The sequence below is a fragment of the Pedobacter sp. SG908 genome (genome assembly GCF_011759615.1).
Classification (GTDB): Bacteria; Bacteroidota; Bacteroidia; order Sphingobacteriales; family Sphingobacteriaceae; genus Pedobacter; species Pedobacter riviphilus.
In genome coordinates this window covers 176,454-194,531 of record NZ_JAAOYY010000003.1, presented here as the reverse complement: position 1 = coordinate 194,531, position 18,078 = coordinate 176,454, and the positions used below count along the sequence as shown (strand labels likewise).

Sequence of the window (18,078 nt, the reverse complement as noted above, 5' to 3'; positions counted from 1 at the left end):
CGCTCTGAATAATCAGAACGGCTATAAAATATTTGGTTTAGTAATTTACCATTTTTTTCTGCGTTCGCCACCTTCACGGTTTCCGCCTTCTCTGCGTGGACCTCCGGTGTTGCCACCTTTGTCGTCACGGCTACGTCCAGAGAAATCTCTGAAACCGCCACCGCTGTTTCCGCCTTCACGTCTGCCGCTACCACCACCTGATCTTCTGTCGCCACCACGGTAGCCACCGCCACCGCCGCCTCTGCGTTCACCGCCGAAACCACCGCCTCGTCTATCACCGCCGCGTCTCTCTCCAGCACCTTCACCACGACCACCGTCTCCGCTTTTTTCAATGCGTACCTGGCGACCGTTAAATTCAACTGATTTAAAGCCTTCAAAAACCTTGTCGGCAACAGCATCTTCTACTTCAAAGAAAGAGAAAACACCTTTTAAATCAATTTTACCAACGCTTTTGCCACCAATTTTACCGTTATTACAGATAAATGATAACATATCTCCACGGGTAAACTCATCTACAGAGCCTAAGTTAATGAATAAACGGGTGTAACCTTCGCTACCACGTCCACGTCTTTCGCCACGCTCACCTCTTTCACCACGATCATCGCCTACCGCAGCATTTAAGTCAGGTGCTTTAGAATAGTAATCCAAGAAACGGTTAAACTCTAAAGATGCAAAACGTTTAATCACGTCTTCTTTGCTTAGATCAGCAAATTCATCCATAATACGAGGGATGTACTGATCGATCTGTTCGTTATTAACCTCTACATTATGTACTTTATGTACCAAAGAGAATAATTGTTTTTCACAAACGTCAAATCCTGTTGGTAGCTCAGCTTTGGTAAATTGTTTACCAATAATGCGTTCTAACTGACGGATTTTACCTAATTCTTTAGAGTTGATGATACAGATAGAGATACCAGTTTTACCAGCACGACCGGTACGGCCAGAACGGTGGGTATAACTTTCAATTTCGTCAGGTAAAGAGTAGTTAATTACGTGTGTTACATTGTTTACATCGATACCACGTGCGGCAACATCAGTAGCAATTAATAACTGCATGTTACGCTCACGGAAACGTTGCATTACCTTATCACGTTGTTGTTGCGATAAATCGCCGTGTAAAGCATCAGCATTGTAACCATCTTTAATTAAATGCTCTGCAACATCTTGCGTATCCAATTTGGTTTTGCAAAATACTACAGCAAAAATTTCAGGGTTAAAATCTACAATACGTTTTAAGGCAGCATATTTATCACGTGCACGAACAATGTAATATTCGTGTTCGATGTTTACGTTACCTGTATTTTTTGTGCCCATGGTTAATTCAACAGGGTTATCCATATAGTTTTTAGCTATACGGCGAACTTCTGCAGGCATGGTTGCCGAGAATAACCAGGTTTTTTTGTCATCAGGAGTAGTTGATAAAATGTCGTTGATATCGTCCTGGAAACCCATGTTCAACATCTCGTCAGCTTCATCAAGCACAACATATTTAACGTTTGAAAAATCGATGGCTTTACGGCCAATGATATCCAACATACGGCCGGGCGTGGCCACTACGATCTGAATGCCTTGGCGTATTTCGCGTAGTTGTTGCATAATGTTCGCGCCACCGTAAACGGCAACAACGTGGGCATTAGCAATGTTTTTAGAAAAGTTTTTAAGGTCGTTAGCGATCTGCAAGCATAACTCACGGGTAGGGCATAAAATTAATGCCTGTGGTTTGTTAACTTTAAAATCGATTAGTTCTAACAGCGGCAAACCAAATGCGGCTGTTTTTCCTGTTCCTGTTTGGGCCAAACCAACAAAATCATTAGTGCCTTCTAACAGTACAGGAATACTTTGCTCCTGAATCGGCGTTGGATTTTCAAATCCAAGGTCCTTTACGGCATTAACGACGTCATCACTTATCCCCAATAATTGAAATGGGTTTGTCATTCGTCTTTTTATTTTTAATTGAGCCGCAAAGGTAAGGTTAATATTTTGTATTTCACAGATAATCAAGTAAATAGTTTTTTAAGCTAAATATTTGAAAATAAGGATGTAAGGAAGAAGGTGAAATGGATGAGGGGAAAGGTGGGATGGAATAGGTATAGATTGACAGCGTGCCGATAATAGGAGCATGTGTTTTTTGTTTGAAAAGCAGCAGCAGCGGGGCTTGGGTTAATTCAGTCCCGTTTTCCGTTTCAATCTTTTTAACCCTTTCAGGTTTTAAAAAGGATTTTCACTGCAACCGGGTTTAGATGGCTGCGGGAATGCAACTATTTACGTTTGTTTTTGAATAACCACTTGGGCAGTTCATCAGTTAAAATTGCGGGAGCAAAAATATCGTTGTGGGCCAGATTGTCGAATTCCCAAAACCTCGTTCTGTTGTTGTATCTTACCTCTTCAAAAAACTTTTCGTCACTATTAAAAGGGTTCTCGGTATCCATATTTCCGTGTATCAACCAAATCGGAATGCTCGTTAGTGTTTTTACTTTGTCGAATTGCGGTATTCCCGAAATGCTTATACCCGCAGCAAATAAATTGGGTTTTAACGATAAGGCATTGATCACCGAAGAAGCCCCCATCGAAAAACCGATCAGGTAAATCCTGTCCTCATCAATATTTAAAGTATTTTTTAAGCTGTCGACCAGTTGTAATGCAGTTGTTAGGCAAGGTTGTGGTGCAGAAGTAAGTACATTCCTTTTTTGATCCAATATATAATTAGACGAACGGGAAGGGAACTGAGGTGCTAAAACAAAGGCTGGGTATTTCGCCTGTATTTCATCCGTGGCAAATAGCTTTGCCAAAATGCCAAGCTGGCTCGTATTATCGTTTCCAACCGCGTTTGATCCATGAAATACAATTACCAGTGGAAGTTTCCTGTTCGTGCTTTTTGGTTTTAATAAGCGGTATACAATTGGTGTATCACCAGCTCCTTTGAACGACCCTTTGGCAAAAACATCGGTATTTAAACTTTTTATTTCGGCTATTCTCTGTTTAAGATAGATAGAATCGATACTTTTTTCGATTTTGGTTTTTCCAAAAGTATGGATGTTTTTGTTGCATGATAAGATTCCGCAAAGGAAAAACACAGTAAAAGCATAAACAGCATGATTTAATTTAATCTGCATGGAGAGGTAATTTCCTGTTGAAATTAAAGAATTATCGTAACCTTTCGGCCGAACGGATCAATCTTTCGTCTTTATTAATGCCGAAAATACCCAGTACAACAAATAGGATGGCTACAGCTGGTAAATAAGCTCCAATGCCGAAATTAGCGCCGTCAATGCCGCCAGGAAGTTCTTTGGCGTAAATGCTGCACCAAAAAGCAAAACCACCGATCAGTATGATTGAAACAATGGCGAAGCGTTTTTGGAAACTCCTCTTTTTATAGTTGAAAATGTTGATGAAACAGATAAGTGCAACAGCGATGTTGGTAATGAGTAAAGGAAGAGACAATGCTACTTTGAACCCAGATCCGCTCCTAGCCAGAAATTGGCTTTTTAAACCGTATGTATAGACAATAGATTCAGAGCCGTTAATCTCTTTTGTGGCCAGAGGTAGGAAAGTCATTAATGCTAAAACCAGAAAGGCTAAAAAAAACCAGATCGATTGTATTCTTTGTATCATGAATGTAAATATATTGCAACAAATCTAGCCTTTTTTGAGAAAAGAAAGAAAGATAAAAGTTCCCAAATAGGAGCAGGAATTCATAAGAAGCATTAATTACTGTTTATGATTGAAATTTGCTCCGAACGCCAAACTCTAAACGCCAAACTCTCGCCTTAGCACTTTGCTCTTTGCCCGTTAAACTGTACTTTTGCATCGCTTTGAGTAAAAAAAGGTATTTCATCCAATTGGCTTACGATGGCAGCTTATACCATGGCTGGCAAACCCAACCTAATGCAATTACCGTTCAGGAATTGTTAGATAAGGCTATGTCTGTTTTTTTTAGGCAGCCTATCGAAACTTTAGGCTGCGGCAGAACGGATGCCGGCGTACATGCTACTGATTTTTATGCCCATTTTGATGTTGAAGGTGTAGAAGAGGCAAAGGTTTTAAGTGCGGTAACCGGTATCAATGCCATGTTGCCTTATCAAATTGCAGTAAAAAAAATTATACCGGTACATGATGATGCCCATGCCCGCTTTGATGCTACTGCCCGTGCCTATAAATATTATATGCACTTCGAAAAGAATCCTTTCAAACTTAACCTATCTTGGTTGGTTAAAGATAAATTGGATATAGAAGCGATGAACAACGCGGCTGCCCTTTTATTAAATTACACCGATTTCTCGTGTTTTAGTAAATCGAATACCCAAACTTTTACCAACAATTGCAAGGTAACAAAAGCCATTTTTGAACAGCAAGAAGATGGATTGGTTTTTACCATTCAGGCCGATCGCTTTTTGCGGAACATGGTAAGAGCTATTATGGGTACTTTAGTACAGATTGGTAAAAAAGAAATAAATTTAACAGATTTTAAAGCAATTATAGAAAGTAAAAATCGCAGTAACGCCGGGCAATCGGTGCCTGCCTGCGGTTTGTATTTAGTGAAGATAGAATATCCTTATATAAGGTAGAAGGCGTAAGGTAAAGGGTTTGGAGACCGCTTTACAAGATAAACTTATTCCTTTTTTGAAACTTGTGTAAGACATACAGGCCTTAAACCCTAAACCTTACACTTTAAACCATAAGCATGGCAGTTACAGGCGACGTATATAACACCGGATTACTGAAACGTATTTTTCAATACGTAAAGCCTTATCGTGCTGTTTTTGTATGGTCGGTTATTTTAACTATTCTGCTTGCGGCCATTTCGCCCGTACGTCCGTTTTTGATTAAGTATACACTCGATCATTATATTTTAACAGGCAATTATTCTGGCCTGGTAAATATGACCATGCTGATGATCTTTATGCTGATCTTACAGACTTTGATCCAATATAACCATACGCTTTTAACCAATACACTAGGTCAGTCGGTTATCCGCGATTTGCGGATTAACGTTTTTAACCACATTACCAAACTCCACCTTAAATTTTTCGATAAAACACCAATAGGACAATTAATTACCAGAACCGTTTCTGATTTAGAAACCATTGCAGATATCTTTTCGGAAGGTTTAATTTCTATGATTGGCGACAGTTTGCAGGTGTTGGTAATTGTGGGCGTAATGTTATACACCGATTGGCAGTTAAGTTTAGTAGTGCTGTTGCCCATTCCGCTGTTAATTATGGCTACCCGAAAATTCCAGAAGGCTATTAAGGTTGCATTTCAGGAAATCAGGAATGAGGTTTCCAATCTGAATACCTTTTTACAAGAACATATAACAGGTGTTTCTATTGTTCAATACTTTGCAAGAGAGAAACAGGAGTACAGAAAATTCTACGCTATTAATAAACGTTATCGCGATGCCAATATCCGTTCTAACTGGTATTATTCTATATTTTTTCCGGTAGTGGAGCTAATCTCCGCTATGTCTTTAGGTTTATTGGTGTGGTATGGCGCTAAAAGCATCCTTTCCAAACCTTTGGATGTAACACCCGGAACCATTACGCAGTTTATTATGTACCTGGGTATGGTATTTACACCAATCCGCCAACTGGCAGATAAGTTTAATACCCTACAGATGGGCATGGTGGGAGCCGAGCGTGTTTTTAAGGTTTTAGATACGGATGAAACTACACTAAATAACGGGATACAAAAACCTGCAAAATTGGTTGGTAATATCAAGTTCCAAAATGTTTGGTTTGCTTACAATGATGATCACTATGTGCTGAAAGACCTCAATTTTGAGGTAAAAGCTGGCGAAACCGTTGCTTTGGTTGGTGCAACAGGCGCAGGTAAATCTTCTACCATTAATATCCTGAACCGTTTTTATGAAGTGAAAAAAGGAGATATTACCGTTGATGGCATTCGTATAGACGATTTTGAGCTCGATTACCTGAGAAGCCATATTGCCACCGTACTTCAGGACGTTTTCTTGTTTTCGGATACCATTTTAAATAATATCACACTTAATAACCCCGAAATTACGATAGCAGAAGTGGTTAATGCGGCCAAAAAAGTTGGTGCACACGATTTTATCGAACGTTTACCCGGCGGTTATCAGTATAATGTGATGGAAAGAGGTGCTACGCTTTCAGCCGGTCAGGCGCAGCTAATTTCTTTTATCCGTGCGCTGGTGCACAACCCTGCTATTTTGGTTTTAGATGAAGCCACTTCATCAGTTGATACCGAAACAGAATTATTGATCCAGAAAGCCATTGATAATTTAATGGAAGGCAGAACCTCGATTGTAATTGCCCACCGTTTGTCGACCATCCAGAAGGCCGATCAGATTATAGTGCTCGATAAGGGCGAAATCAAAGAAAAAGGCACACACCAACAGCTCTTAAAATTAAACGGCTACTATAAAAAGCTTTACGATCTGCAATTCTCGTCAAAAGGGATTGCCAAAGTTTAGACGTACTTATTCTCCAGGATTTTCTTAATTTAACAGCTTCTTAAACCAATAGGAAGATGAAACTGTTAAAATTACTTACCCTATTCTTGTTTTTAGCTTTAACCTTGCAAGTTTCGGCACAGCAGAAAAAATATGTAATGGTTATTCACGGCGGTGCCGGCACCATCCTTAAAAAGAATATGACTGCTGAAAAGGAAGCCTCTTATATTGCTGTTTTAACGCAAGCCTTACAAGCGGGCTATGCGGAAATTAAAGCTGGGAAAACCAGTTTAGATGCCGTTGAAGCCACTATTCATGTGATGGAAAATGATCCACATTTTAACGCAGGTAAAGGCGCTGTTTTTACACATGATGGCAGAAACGAACTTGATGCAGCAATAATGGATGGTAAAACTTTAATGGCTGGGTCGGTTGCCGGGGTAACCACCATTAAAAATCCAATTTCTGCAGCAAGGGCAGTAATGGAAAAATCGGAACATGTAATGATGGTTGGTGCTGGTGCTGAACAGTTTGCAAAAGAAGTGGGGTTGGAAATTGTAGATCCAAAATATTTCTGGACAAAAGAGCGCTGGGACGGTCTGCAAAAAGCAATTAAAGAAGATTCTACAAAAGCGGTATTAGACCATGGCAACAAGAAATCGGAATTACTCGGAAGCAAAAACCACGATTATAAATTCGGTACTGTGGGCTGTGTAGCCTTAGATAAAGCAGGTAACTTAGCCGCAGGAACTTCAACTGGGGGGATGACAAACAAAAAATACGGGCGGGTGGGCGATGCGCCTATTATTGGTGCAGGTACTTATTGCAATAATGAAACGGCTGGTATTTCCTGTACGGGTTGGGGAGAATTTTATATCCGGAATGTGGTGGCCAAAACCATTTCCGATTTAATGGAATATAAAGGCCTATCCGTTGCTGAGGCTTCGAAAATTGCCTTAGATAAAGTAGGGAAAATGGGTGGCGATGGCGGTTTAATTGCTTTAGATAAAAAAGGAAATATGACTATGCCCTTTAATACCGAGGGAATGTATAGAGGTGCAATTACCGCCGACGGGAAAATTGAAGTCAGTATTTATAAATAATGAAATGGCTATTTTAAAGTTGAGCTTTAAGTTACTGTACTATTAATAGAAAAATACTCATATATTTCCTTATTCATATCAAGTAAATGACATTTATAGAATTTGCAAAGAAAGTATTCTCCAATTTAACCTTTCAGGTTTTACTTGCCATCATAATAGGAATCTATGTTGGTGCTTACTTTCCTGGTTTTGCACCTACGGCTAAATTAATCAGTCAGGGTTTTATCAACCTGATTAGTATGTTAATTGCGCCAATTATCTTTTTTACTATTGTTTTGGGCATCGCACATATGGGCGACATGAAAAAAGTAGGTAGGGTAGGTGGCAAAGCACTGCTATATTTCGAAATTGTAAGCACAGTAGCTATTGCAATTGGTTTATTGGTAGCCAATGTTTTAAAGCCAGGTGCGGGAATGATTGCTAAAGCCAGCGATGCTACAAAAATTGCAGGTTATGCCGAGCAAGCAAAAGATATGAACTGGGCTGAGTTCTTTCTGCACATTATCCCACATAATATTATTGCCTCATTTGCCGAAGGCAATATTTTGCAGATTTTATTATTTGCCATTCTTTTTGGCTATGGACTGAATAAACTGGGTGCCGATGGTACCGTAGTTTTGAATGCCTTTGATAAAATATCGAAGGTGTTGTTTAAAATTATGAAGCTGATTATGCGTTTGGCGCCAATTGGTGCTTTCGGCGGGATGGCTTTCAGTATTGGTACTCATGGCCTGGAAAGTATAGTTGGGATGGCCAAGCTTATGGGCTCGGTTTATTTAACCTGTATTCTGTTTGTTTTTATCGTTTTAAATGGAATTTGCCGATACTACAAATTTAGCCTATGGGCTTATCTGAAGTATATCCGACAGGAAATTTTAATTGTATTGGGTACCTCTTCTTCCGAATCGGCCTTGCCAAGTATGATGCAAAAAATGGAGGCCATTGGTTGCGATAAATCAGTTGTTGGCCTGGTTATCCCAACTGGCTATTCATTTAACCTCGATGGAACAGCAATTTATCTGGCCATGGCTGTTATATTTCTTTGCCAGGTTTTTCATGTCGATTTAACACTGGGGCAGCAGATTAGCATTTTAGGCGTCCTGATGGTTACTTCGAAAGGAGCCGCTGGCGTAACAGGAAGTGGTTTTATGGTTTTGGTATCAACCTTAACCGCTCTAAAAATTATGCCGATTGAACATATCTCGATCTTAATCGGTGTAGACCGTTTTATGAGTGAAGCCAGAGCCATAACCAATGTAATTGGAAACGGTGTAGCTACCATCGTGATTGCTAAAAGCGAAAACCAGTTTGATGAAGAAAAGTATAAGAAGGCCATACAGCCCGTAATGATAGAAAAAGCGGAAGAGGTGTAGTTTGGAGCTATCCTCTCGAAGCGTCACCCTGAATTCATTTCAGGGTCTTAATAGCAGGCAAGATGCTGACCATGGAGTAGCTACAAGGCAGTTGAAAATACTGTCTCTACTTGTAAAATAAATTCAGCATGACGAACACCCCGATAACCCTTCAACCCTCGGCCTTCACACCTTCAACCTTTTTTGTCTATCTTTGCATCAGGAACATGCAACACAGCTTGTTTAATTAATCCATAGCACATTGGCTCAAGAAGAACAAAATAACCGCAAAGAAAAAAGCGAGTTACACCCACGCAACAAACACCGTTCGCGTTACAATTTCAAACAACTTACCGCAACTTCAAAAGAATTAAAACGTTTCGTTTTTAAAAACGAGCACAATGATGATTCTATTGATTTTGCTGATCAAAATGCTGTAAAAGCATTAAATAGAGCATTGTTGAAGTATTTTTACGATATCCAGCAGTGGGATATTCCGCAAGATTTTCTTTGTCCACCTATTCCGGGCAGGGCAGATTATATCCATTATATAGCCGATCTTTTGGGGTCGAGTAATAAGGGTAAAAATCCAAAAGGTGCCAAAATTAATGTACTCGATATCGGCGTTGGAGCCAATTGTATTTACCCGATTATTGGCCACCAGGAATATGGCTGGAGCTTTGTGGGTTCAGAAATAGACCCCCTTTCGGTTGAATCGGCAAAACGTATTGTCGAAGCCAACAAGCCTTTACAAGGTGCTGTAGAAATCCGTCAGCAATCATCAAAAATGGGTATTTTTAGAGGGATTGTAGGCAGAACTGAGCGTTTTGATGCCGTTGTTTGCAATCCACCGTTTCACTCATCGTTAAAAGAAGCCGAACAGGGTACCCGTCAGAAATGGCGTAACTTGGGCGGAAATGAAAAAGAAGTAAAACATGTATTAAACTTTGGCGGTAACAAGGCCGAACTTTGGTGCCCTGGTGGCGAACGTGCCTTTGTAGAACAGATCATTATCCAGAGTGCACAAATCAAAAATCAGGTTTTATGGTTCAGCTCACTCGTTTCTAAAAGTGCAAACCTAAAAAGTATCTATAAAAATTTGGTTAAAGAAAATGCCTTTGAAGTACGCACGGTGCAAATGAGCCAGGGACAAAAAATAAGTCGCTTTGTAGCCTGGACTTTCCATAATGAAGCAGCTCAGGCCGAGTGGGTAAAAGGATGGAAATAAGTCTTGGAGCCAATAGTCGTGAGTCTTTAGTTGACTAGCGATCGTTTCAAATAAATAATAAAGTAAAGCTGGATTAATTTTTAATCTGGCTTTTTCTTTTGAATTCACAGTACTGCAAATATAGAACTGCCTACTGAAAATCGTAAACTACCTACTGATTAACTGGTCTTAGCCCCAAAAATATATCCTGCTAAAGCGGTTACTACCATAGCAACTGTTCCCCAAAAACAAATCCGTAATACCCCTTTAATGATACTGGAGCCTCCGGCCTTTGCTGCAATTGCGCCCGATAGCGCTAAGAAAACGATAGCAAAGCCATATTGATAAAACACCATCGATTTTATAGGGGCAAAAAAGGCCACAAGAAAGGGGAGGATACCACCACTGATAAAAGATGCACCCGATGCAAAAGCTGCCTGGAGCGGTTTTGGCTGCGTAATTTCGTTAATACCCAATTCATCCCTGGCATGTGTGTTTAAGGCATCCTTCTCTGTCAACTTTATGGCTACTTGCATGGCCAAATCTTCATCCAAACCTTGTGCTACATATATTTTGGCAAGTTCTTTCAATTCCACCTCAGGCATGGTTTCGAGTTCTATTTTCTCACGGGCCAGATCTGCCTTTTCAATATCAGCTTGCGAACTCACCGAAACATATTCGCCAGCCGCCATAGATAGTGCACCGGCTACTAATCCAGCCAGGGCAGCCAGAACAATCGGACTCCTCGTATCACTGGCTGCAGCAATACCGATAACCAAACTGGTTGTAGAAATAATGCCATCATTGGCACCAAGTACAGCAGCCCTTAGCCAGCCCGTTCTATTGGTGTAATGTTTTTCTAATTCCATCGTAAGATTCTGACTACTGCTGCGGTTGTATTGTTTACATTGTTCTTCTTTTATAATGGGTTGTCAGTTTGCGCGTAGCCGAAAATCCTTATCCTCCGGCTCTGGGAATAACATCTCACCAAGACCCTAATATCATCATTTCTTTTCGTAAACAATCAAAATGGTTAAGTCGTTACCCACATTAGGGGCAATACCATGCGAACTGCCTGGTCGGGTTAAAATGGCATCACCAGGTTTAACAGCAAAAGTTTTTCCGTTCATTTTCATGGTGCCATTTCCGTTGATCACGTAATAAATTTCATCCTCCTTTTGCAAATGGTAACCTATAGAAGACCCTGATTTTAAAGTACGTTTTTTAAATACCGTTTTTAAGTTTTTAGCCTCACCAAAAAAGTTGAAACCAATGGTTGTACCTCCACCATTGTGCGTGCCGGGTTCTTCTTTCGCTACATCAACATCATTTTGAAGGATATATTTACTCGTATCGGTACCTTGAGCACGTGCATTAATGGAAATGAAAGTTGCAGCAAAAATGGTTACGATTGGGATTAGTTTCTTGATCATATACGTTTTATAATTGGCTTAAAGCTTCGTCTGGGCTTTTAGACTTTCAGCTTTGGTCTTTAGTCTTTCCGCTCAAAAGGTAAATTTAGGCTTTTTGCATGGATGTTGCCACAAGCACCAGCACTTTGTTACTAAACGCGATCGCAGTGGTTCTGGTTCTTCACCAGAAGTAACGGAGAGCGGGACTGATGCCCTCCAAAAGCGTTAGACTGCCATTTCCTAATCCTTAAAGTTAATTTTTTTTGATTCGAAAAGGAGCGGCTTGCAGTTCTTGGCTTTTTAAGCCCTGCCATCCACTGTAGCTCCGATAGAAAAAATCGGAGGCTGCCGTTCCTGTCAGGTTTATAGCCGAAGGGCTTGCTCCTGTTGAAGTGCCTAAAAGGTATTATCTTTTATTCATACGGAGGCGCGAAACATCACGATAGTTAATTCTGCATCACGTCTTTAGCTTTAGTCTTTCCGCTTTGGTCTTTAGCCTAAATGTTTCCTATTCATTTTGCTATTGCAATCTATATAGCGGGCTACAGCAGCCATAAACCATTTCCTTACATTTTCCTGAAAAAACGGACTAAATAATATGGTTTTAGATTTGAATTCCAGTTCAATAATATTAGCTTTGCACAAAAAAAATATTGATACATGAGCGTTTTAGTAAATAAAGATTCTAAGGTTATCGTTCAGGGTTTTACCGGAAACGAAGGAACTTACCACGCTGAGCAGATGCTGGCCTATGGTACAAACGTAGTTGGTGGTGTAACGCCTGGCAAAGGTGGGCAATTGCATTTAGAAAAGCCTGTTTTTAATACTGTTAAAGATGCCGTTGATAAAACGGGTGCAAATGTATCTATCATTTTTGTGCCACCAGCTTTTGCTGCTGATGCAATTATGGAAGCTGCCGAAGGCGGTATTAAAGTTATTGTTTGTATTACTGAAGGTATCCCAACTAAGGATATGATTCAGGTTAAAGAATATATTGCTGACCGTGATGTTACACTTATCGGCCCTAACTGCCCAGGTGTAATTACTGCTGATGAAGCTAAAATTGGTATTATGCCAGGTTTTATCTTCAAAAAAGGTCATGTAGGTGTGGTTTCTAAATCAGGAACTTTAACTTACGAAGCGGTAGACCAGGTGGTTAAAGCTGGTTTAGGTATTACAACGGCTATCGGTATCGGTGGCGACCCGATTATTGGAACGCCAACTGTAGAAGCAGTTAAATTGTTGATGAACGATCCTGAAACGCACGGTATCATCATGATTGGTGAAATTGGTGGTGGAATGGAAGCTGAAGCGGCCCGTTGGATCAAAGAACATGGTACTAAACCTGTTGTTGGTTTCATCGCTGGTCAAACTGCGCCTCCGGGACGTAGAATGGGACATGCTGGTGCCATTGTTGGCGGTGCTGATGATACTGCCGCTGCTAAAATGAAAATCATGCGCGAGTGTGGTATCCGTGTAGTAGAAAGTCCTGCTGAAATCGGTGCTGCAATGGCAGAAGAATTAGCAAAATAAGATTTAAAAATCTTTTTATATAAAAGCGTTTCGATTAATTTCGAGGCGCTTTTTTTTGTTTTTTTACCGCAAAGTTCGCGAAGAATGTGTTCAACCACTAAGGCGCAAAGCACACAAAGTGGGGTGTTACTGCCATCTTTCTTCTTATGCCGTCATTCCCACGTAGGCGGGAATCTTAATGCCTTTGGCTGAGCTTAACTATAGAGTTAAAACTACTACCCCTCCTTTCCCTCTGCAGAGAAAGAACATATCACCAAAACTTTGTCAGGGTGAGGTTTCTGCACCCAAAACTCCCAATTGAAAACGCTCAATTCCCAGCCAAAATGACACATTTATCATCCCTTTGTAAACACTAATACAAACTGTTAAACCAGCAAACCAAAACAGAATCTATAGCGTATATTGAGGTATGAAAACGATGTTAAATAAACTATTTTTGCTTTCCGCTGTTGTTTTAATAACAGGTCTTTCTGCCTGCGCTCAAAAACAGGATAAGGAAGCTGCGAAACAACCAAAGGAAACAGAACAAATCATACCAAAGAAGAAAATGAACTGGAATCCATTAACACCCGAAGAAGAAAGAGTAATTGTAAATAAAGGCACAGAATACCCTGGTACAGGTAAATATGAGCATACAACAGATAAAGGAACTTATACCTGTAAACGTTGTAATGCGGCCTTATACCGTTCAGAAAGCAAGTTCGATGCACATTGTGGCTGGCCTGCTTTCGACGACGAAATTAAAGGTGCTGTAAAGCGTATTCCTGATGCCGATGGCTCGCGTACAGAAATTGTTTGCGCCAACTGTGGTGCCCATTTAGGTCACGTATTTTTGGGCGAAGGGTTTACCAATAAAGACACCCGTCATTGTGTAAATTCGATCTCAATGAACTTCGTGCCAGATAAAAAATAAGGTAGATGTAGAAGGGTTAGGTAGGGGCGTATAGCGATAAGCTGTACGCCTTTTTATTGTAAATGTTCAAGTATAAATATTTTTTCTGTGGCAATCAATTATTCTTGCAAAGAATATGTTATGTATATTATTTTTATAATTTGTAGGGTTGACTTTTTTTAAAAAAAATATTCATTGTTTAAATATTTGCTTAATTAAAATTTATATATTTAACATTCTATATTAACGCCTCCATGCAACAACATCTAAAATATTTCTGTGCTGCAGCACTGTTATTGCTCTGCAGCCGCTCTTCTGCCCAAAAGGTTGTCTCGGTTTATAACGGGGAAAGCGAGATCAGTGCACCGTTGAGTGTAACGCTGACCGACGGTTTCCATACAATGGGCCCTGTGCGCATTTTCACCACAGGCTTAAGCTATGTAAACTGCGTGCCCTTGACCTCAACACCAAGTACCAGCCAAAACTTTATCCTTACCCGAACTTTTAAACAGCGAGGGATTACAGAAGCTACTATCGGCAATAACCGTAATGTATGCGATGAAAACCAGACCATCCAGTATTTCGATGGCCTGGGCAGGCCATTACAGACCATTCAGGTACAGGGCAGTCCAGGTTTTAAGGATATTGTACAGCCTATAGCCTACGATGTTTTTGGACGAGAAAAATTCAGGTATCAACCTTATGCAGCGCAGACAGGTACTACAGGGAGTTTTCGTGATGCAGCAATCAGCGAACAGGCTGGTTTTTATGATACCCCAACAGCCGGGATAAAGGCCACAGCCTTTCCATTTGCAGAAACGGTGTTCGAAGCCTCCCCCCTTAACCGTGTACAACAGCAGGGCGCTCCCGGTGAGGCCTGGCAGATTGGTGGTGGGCATACTGTAAAGGAAGAATATAGCTCAAACCTTGAAAATGAGGTGAAGGTGTGGATAATTAACAGTACCAATAATGGTGCAACAGCAGGTGTTTACCTGCCAGGGAAACTGTACAAAACCATCAGTAAGGACGAAAACTGGAAACCAACTGATGGAAAGGCTGGCACCACAGAAGAGTTTAAGGATTTTGAGGGACGCGTAGTGCTGAAGCGGATTTGGGAGACTGATGCTAAAAGCCTATCTACCTATTATGTTTATGATGATCTTGGCAACCTGCGCTATGTACTTCCACCTGCGGTAAACGAAAATGGCCAGTCAACATTAAGCACTTTTGACGAAAGTCAAACAGTTTTCGATCACTTTATCTATGGTTATCGTTATGATAGCTATAAAAGGGTTGTGGAGAAAAAGATACCGGGCAAGGGCTGGGAGTTTATGGTGTACAACAAACTCGACCAGGTGGTAATGAGCCAGGATGCCAACCAGCGTAACAAGAGCCCGCAGGAGTGGAACTTTACCAAATATGATGCCTTTGGCAGGATAGTGATCAGCGGGCGTTATATTGATGATCTTCATAACGGACAGTCGGGCACCAATTATAGGGTTTCTTTTCAGGATATCGCAAACGGAACTGCTGCTTATGAAAAACCTGATGCATCAAATACGCAGATCGGTTATAGTAACGATGCCATTCCACAGGGCAGTATCGGGGATTACTATGTATTGAACTACTACGACGATTATGATTTTGTAGGTAACACCTTTGGCCAGCCCTCAGGCAGCCAGGCGCCTAAGGAGCGGACCAAAAGCCTGCTTACGGGTACCAAGGTAAAGAACCTGGGGACCGGCACGATGCTGCTTACGGTAAACTATTACGACCTTGATGGGCGTGTGGTGCAGCGCAAAAGCACCAACCACCTGAACGGAACCGATGTAGTGGATAATAAGTGGAATTTTGATGGCAGCCTGGAAGCAAGCAAACGTACCCATACGGTAGGCACGGTAGAAACGATCATTGCAAGCCGTTATGAGTACGATCACATGGGGCGTAAGCTGGCTACTTTCGAGAAGATCAATAACCAGGAAGAGGTGGTATTGAGTCATCTTGAATATAACGAGATCGGTCAGTTACATAAGAAGAACCTGCATAACGATAGCCAGGCGACAACCCTTGCCTATAATGAGCGCGGCTGGCTGAAGAACAGCATATCCGATCAGTTCAGTATGAAGCTTGATTATGAAGATGGTGTTGCGCAGGGCTATAACGGAAACATTACCAAGCAATACTGGGACTGGACAAATACAGTCAGCCCGACGGCAAACACCTTCAACTATGGTTATGATAAACTGAACAGGTTGGGTACGGCTGCTACAGTAGCCGGGGTATCAATGAGTGAAGTCTTGACCTACGATGTAATGGGCAATATTGCCAGCCTCAACCGCGACGGGGACGGAGCCAAAGTTTATAACTATTACAATTCGGGCAATAGCAACAAGCTGCAGAGCGTAAGCAGTTTGACCTTACAGGATTACGAGTACGATGCCAATGGCAATGCCACCAAAGATGGTCTGAACGGGATCAGTTTAACCTATAATTATCTTAATCTGCCTGCAACGGCAATACGTGCAACGGGTACACCTGTTAACCTGTCGTACACTTACGATGCAACTGGTAACAAACTGGCGAAGAACAGCAATGGTTCGGTTAGGAACTATGTTGATGGTATAGAATATAAGCCAGATGGCACCATTGAGATTATCCAGACCGAAGAAGGCATTGTGAGGAATATTAGTGGAAGGTACAGTTATGAATATAACCTGAGTGACCATCTTGGTAATGTGAGGGCCACTTTCTATAAAAATCCGAGTACTGGCCAGTTAGAAGTAATACAGCGTGATGACTATTACGCCTTTGGACTAAGAAAAGTTACAGCTGGTGGAACAAATAAATATCTTTACAATGGTAAGGAGTTGCAGGAGGAATTAGGGCAGTACGATTACGGCGCAAGGTTCTATGATCCTGTAATTGGAAGATGGAATGTTGTGGATCCGTACGCCAGCCATTATGATGATTTATCTCCATATAATTATGGATTAAACAATCCGATTGTGAATATTGATCCCAATGGGATGTGGACACAAACAGTAAATGGTTGGACTGCCGATAATACTCAGGAAGCTAGGGATTTTTTCACAGCTTTACAGAGGGCCCAGGAAAATGGTGGAGGAGTTAGATATCAAGATGGGGATGGTAGCGATAACGAAGCTTTCCGTATGATGAGTGGCGGAGAAAAGCTATTAGTTCAAATATTTTACAACAGTAGCGGAACCGCCGCAAAACCTAGGGGTGAGGAAAATGCAAAGGCCGGATTGGTTGCAGGAGGATTAACGTTAAGCTCAAATCCTGAATTAGGTGAATTAATAGCTCCAGCAGCAGCTATATTGGCAACTTGGGCCGCATTTGAATATTTTAAAAAATACCCACTTCATGGTGAAGATATTAATATACCAAGCCAATATAATATAGCTGATAATTATACCGTAGATAATGCTAAAAAGGTAAAGAAAAAGGCAAATAAAAAGAAAAGTAAAAAAAGCGGAAAAGAAAAAGCTGATGATACACCGTCGTGGGCTAATGGGCAAAAACCAAATGAGAACGAATCGGGTAAAGAATATGCCGAAAGAGTGTTAAATGGACATTATGGAGAGGGAAACTGGAGTGATAGAGGTCCTAGGAGTGAATATAACAAACTAAAAAAAGCAGGAGATAGAAGGTATAAATAATTTTATCAAATATTAAAAGAATACAATTATGGTTTTTGTTTATTTATTATGGCATACACACTACGATGAAAGTCTTTCGGGGGGAGAAGATGTAAAATTAATTGGAGTATACTCTACAGAGACGAAAGCTGAAGAAGCACTTCTACGGGCTAAACAATTAGATGGGTTTAAAGATTTTCATGAAGGATTTGAGATATCTGTAAATGTACTTGATAAGGATGAGTGGACTTCTGGATTTATTACTAATTATTCCTAGAGATTAGGTAAGAAATTAGAATTCATTTTATGAAGTTCTTCGGCAAAAGCAATATGCTAATAACTATTTGAACATTTGAAGGCAGCTTTGCTAAGTCATAAACAGATCTGTTTATGAGGTTAGAAGGATGTATTACTATGGTATCGGTATAAAAATGGCTAAATGTAGCAGCTTTTTATGATATAGTTAAATAATTTGTTCTGACCTCGC

14 protein-coding genes are annotated in these 18,078 nt (G+C 40.7%); 9 read left to right on the top strand and 5 right to left on the bottom strand.

Annotated features, from left to right (window positions below):
* Window positions 1–45: 45 nt before the first annotated feature.
* The 3 genes from FHT21_RS21510 to FHT21_RS21500 all read right to left on the bottom strand — a co-directional run bounded on the left by FHT21_RS21510 (window position 46) and on the right by FHT21_RS21500 (window position 3,615).
* Entirely contained in the window at window positions 46–1,938 is a 1,893-nt protein-coding gene (locus FHT21_RS21510; RefSeq protein WP_167296798.1) for a DEAD/DEAH box helicase, read from the bottom strand.
* A 323-nt stretch (window positions 1,939–2,261) separates the two neighbouring features.
* Window positions 2,262–3,116 carry an alpha/beta hydrolase-fold protein gene (locus tag FHT21_RS21505; protein WP_167296797.1) on the bottom strand — a complete coding sequence of 285 codons (855 nt, stop codon included), beginning with the start codon at window positions 3,114–3,116 and terminating at the stop codon, window positions 2,262–2,264.
* 31 nt (window positions 3,117–3,147) lie between these two features.
* Complete coding sequence (locus FHT21_RS21500) at window positions 3,148–3,615, bottom strand: DUF4293 domain-containing protein (RefSeq protein WP_167296796.1); 468 nt, start codon at window positions 3,613–3,615, stop codon at window positions 3,148–3,150.
* Between the two features lie 200 nt (window positions 3,616–3,815).
* Here FHT21_RS21500 and truA point away from each other — a divergent pair, with 200 nt between their 5' ends.
* The 5 genes from truA (at window position 3,816) to rlmF (ending at window position 10,116) form a co-directional block, all read left to right on the top strand.
* The gene (gene truA / locus FHT21_RS21495) at window positions 3,816–4,568 is read left to right on the top strand and encodes a tRNA pseudouridine(38-40) synthase TruA (protein WP_167296795.1); all 753 of its coding nucleotides are present in this window, start codon (window positions 3,816–3,818) and stop codon (window positions 4,566–4,568) included.
* A 116-nt stretch (window positions 4,569–4,684) separates the two neighbouring features.
* Entirely contained in the window at window positions 4,685–6,454 is a 1,770-nt protein-coding gene (locus FHT21_RS21490) for an ABC transporter ATP-binding protein (RefSeq protein ID WP_167296794.1), read from the top strand.
* 56 nt (window positions 6,455–6,510) lie between these two features.
* A complete protein-coding gene (locus FHT21_RS21485) occupies window positions 6,511–7,536 on the top strand; it encodes an isoaspartyl peptidase/L-asparaginase (RefSeq protein ID WP_167296793.1) in 1,026 nt (341 codons plus the stop codon).
* A gap of 86 nt (window positions 7,537–7,622) precedes the next feature.
* Window positions 7,623–8,909 (top strand): C4-dicarboxylate transporter DctA, encoded by a 1,287-nt coding sequence (gene dctA / locus FHT21_RS21480; RefSeq protein WP_167296792.1) that lies wholly within the window; start codon window positions 7,623–7,625, stop codon window positions 8,907–8,909.
* 241 nt (window positions 8,910–9,150) lie between these two features.
* Window positions 9,151–10,116 carry a 23S rRNA (adenine(1618)-N(6))-methyltransferase RlmF gene (rlmF, locus tag FHT21_RS21475; protein ID WP_167296791.1) on the top strand — a complete coding sequence of 322 codons (966 nt, stop codon included), beginning with the start codon at window positions 9,151–9,153 and terminating at the stop codon, window positions 10,114–10,116.
* Window positions 10,117–10,274: 158 nt separating this feature from the next.
* On the opposite strand, the gene FHT21_RS21470 is transcribed toward rlmF, so the two are convergent.
* Together FHT21_RS21470 and FHT21_RS21465 are read right to left on the bottom strand one after the other, a co-directional pair.
* Window positions 10,275–10,964, bottom strand: coding sequence for a VIT family protein (locus tag FHT21_RS21470; protein ID WP_167296790.1), 690 nt, complete (start codon window positions 10,962–10,964; stop codon window positions 10,275–10,277).
* Window positions 10,965–11,099: 135 nt separating this feature from the next.
* Window positions 11,100–11,528, bottom strand: coding sequence for a cupin domain-containing protein (locus FHT21_RS21465; protein ID WP_167296789.1), 429 nt, complete (start codon window positions 11,526–11,528; stop codon window positions 11,100–11,102).
* A gap of 639 nt (window positions 11,529–12,167) precedes the next feature.
* On the opposite strand from FHT21_RS21465, the gene sucD reads away from it, so the two are divergent.
* The 4 genes from sucD (at window position 12,168) to FHT21_RS21445 (ending at window position 17,868) form a co-directional block, all read left to right on the top strand.
* A complete protein-coding gene (gene sucD / locus FHT21_RS21460) occupies window positions 12,168–13,040 on the top strand; it encodes a succinate--CoA ligase subunit alpha (RefSeq protein ID WP_025145781.1) in 873 nt (290 codons plus the stop codon).
* Window positions 13,041–13,449: 409 nt separating this feature from the next.
* Window positions 13,450–13,953 (top strand): methionine-R-sulfoxide reductase, encoded by a 504-nt coding sequence (locus tag FHT21_RS21455; protein WP_167296788.1) that lies wholly within the window; start codon window positions 13,450–13,452, stop codon window positions 13,951–13,953.
* A 233-nt stretch (window positions 13,954–14,186) separates the two neighbouring features.
* A complete protein-coding gene (locus FHT21_RS21450; protein WP_167296787.1) occupies window positions 14,187–17,612 on the top strand; it encodes a DUF6443 domain-containing protein in 3,426 nt (1,141 codons plus the stop codon).
* Between the two features lie 28 nt (window positions 17,613–17,640).
* A complete protein-coding gene (locus FHT21_RS21445; RefSeq protein ID WP_167296786.1) occupies window positions 17,641–17,868 on the top strand; it encodes a hypothetical protein in 228 nt (75 codons plus the stop codon).
* Window positions 17,869–18,078: the final 210 nt, after the last annotated feature.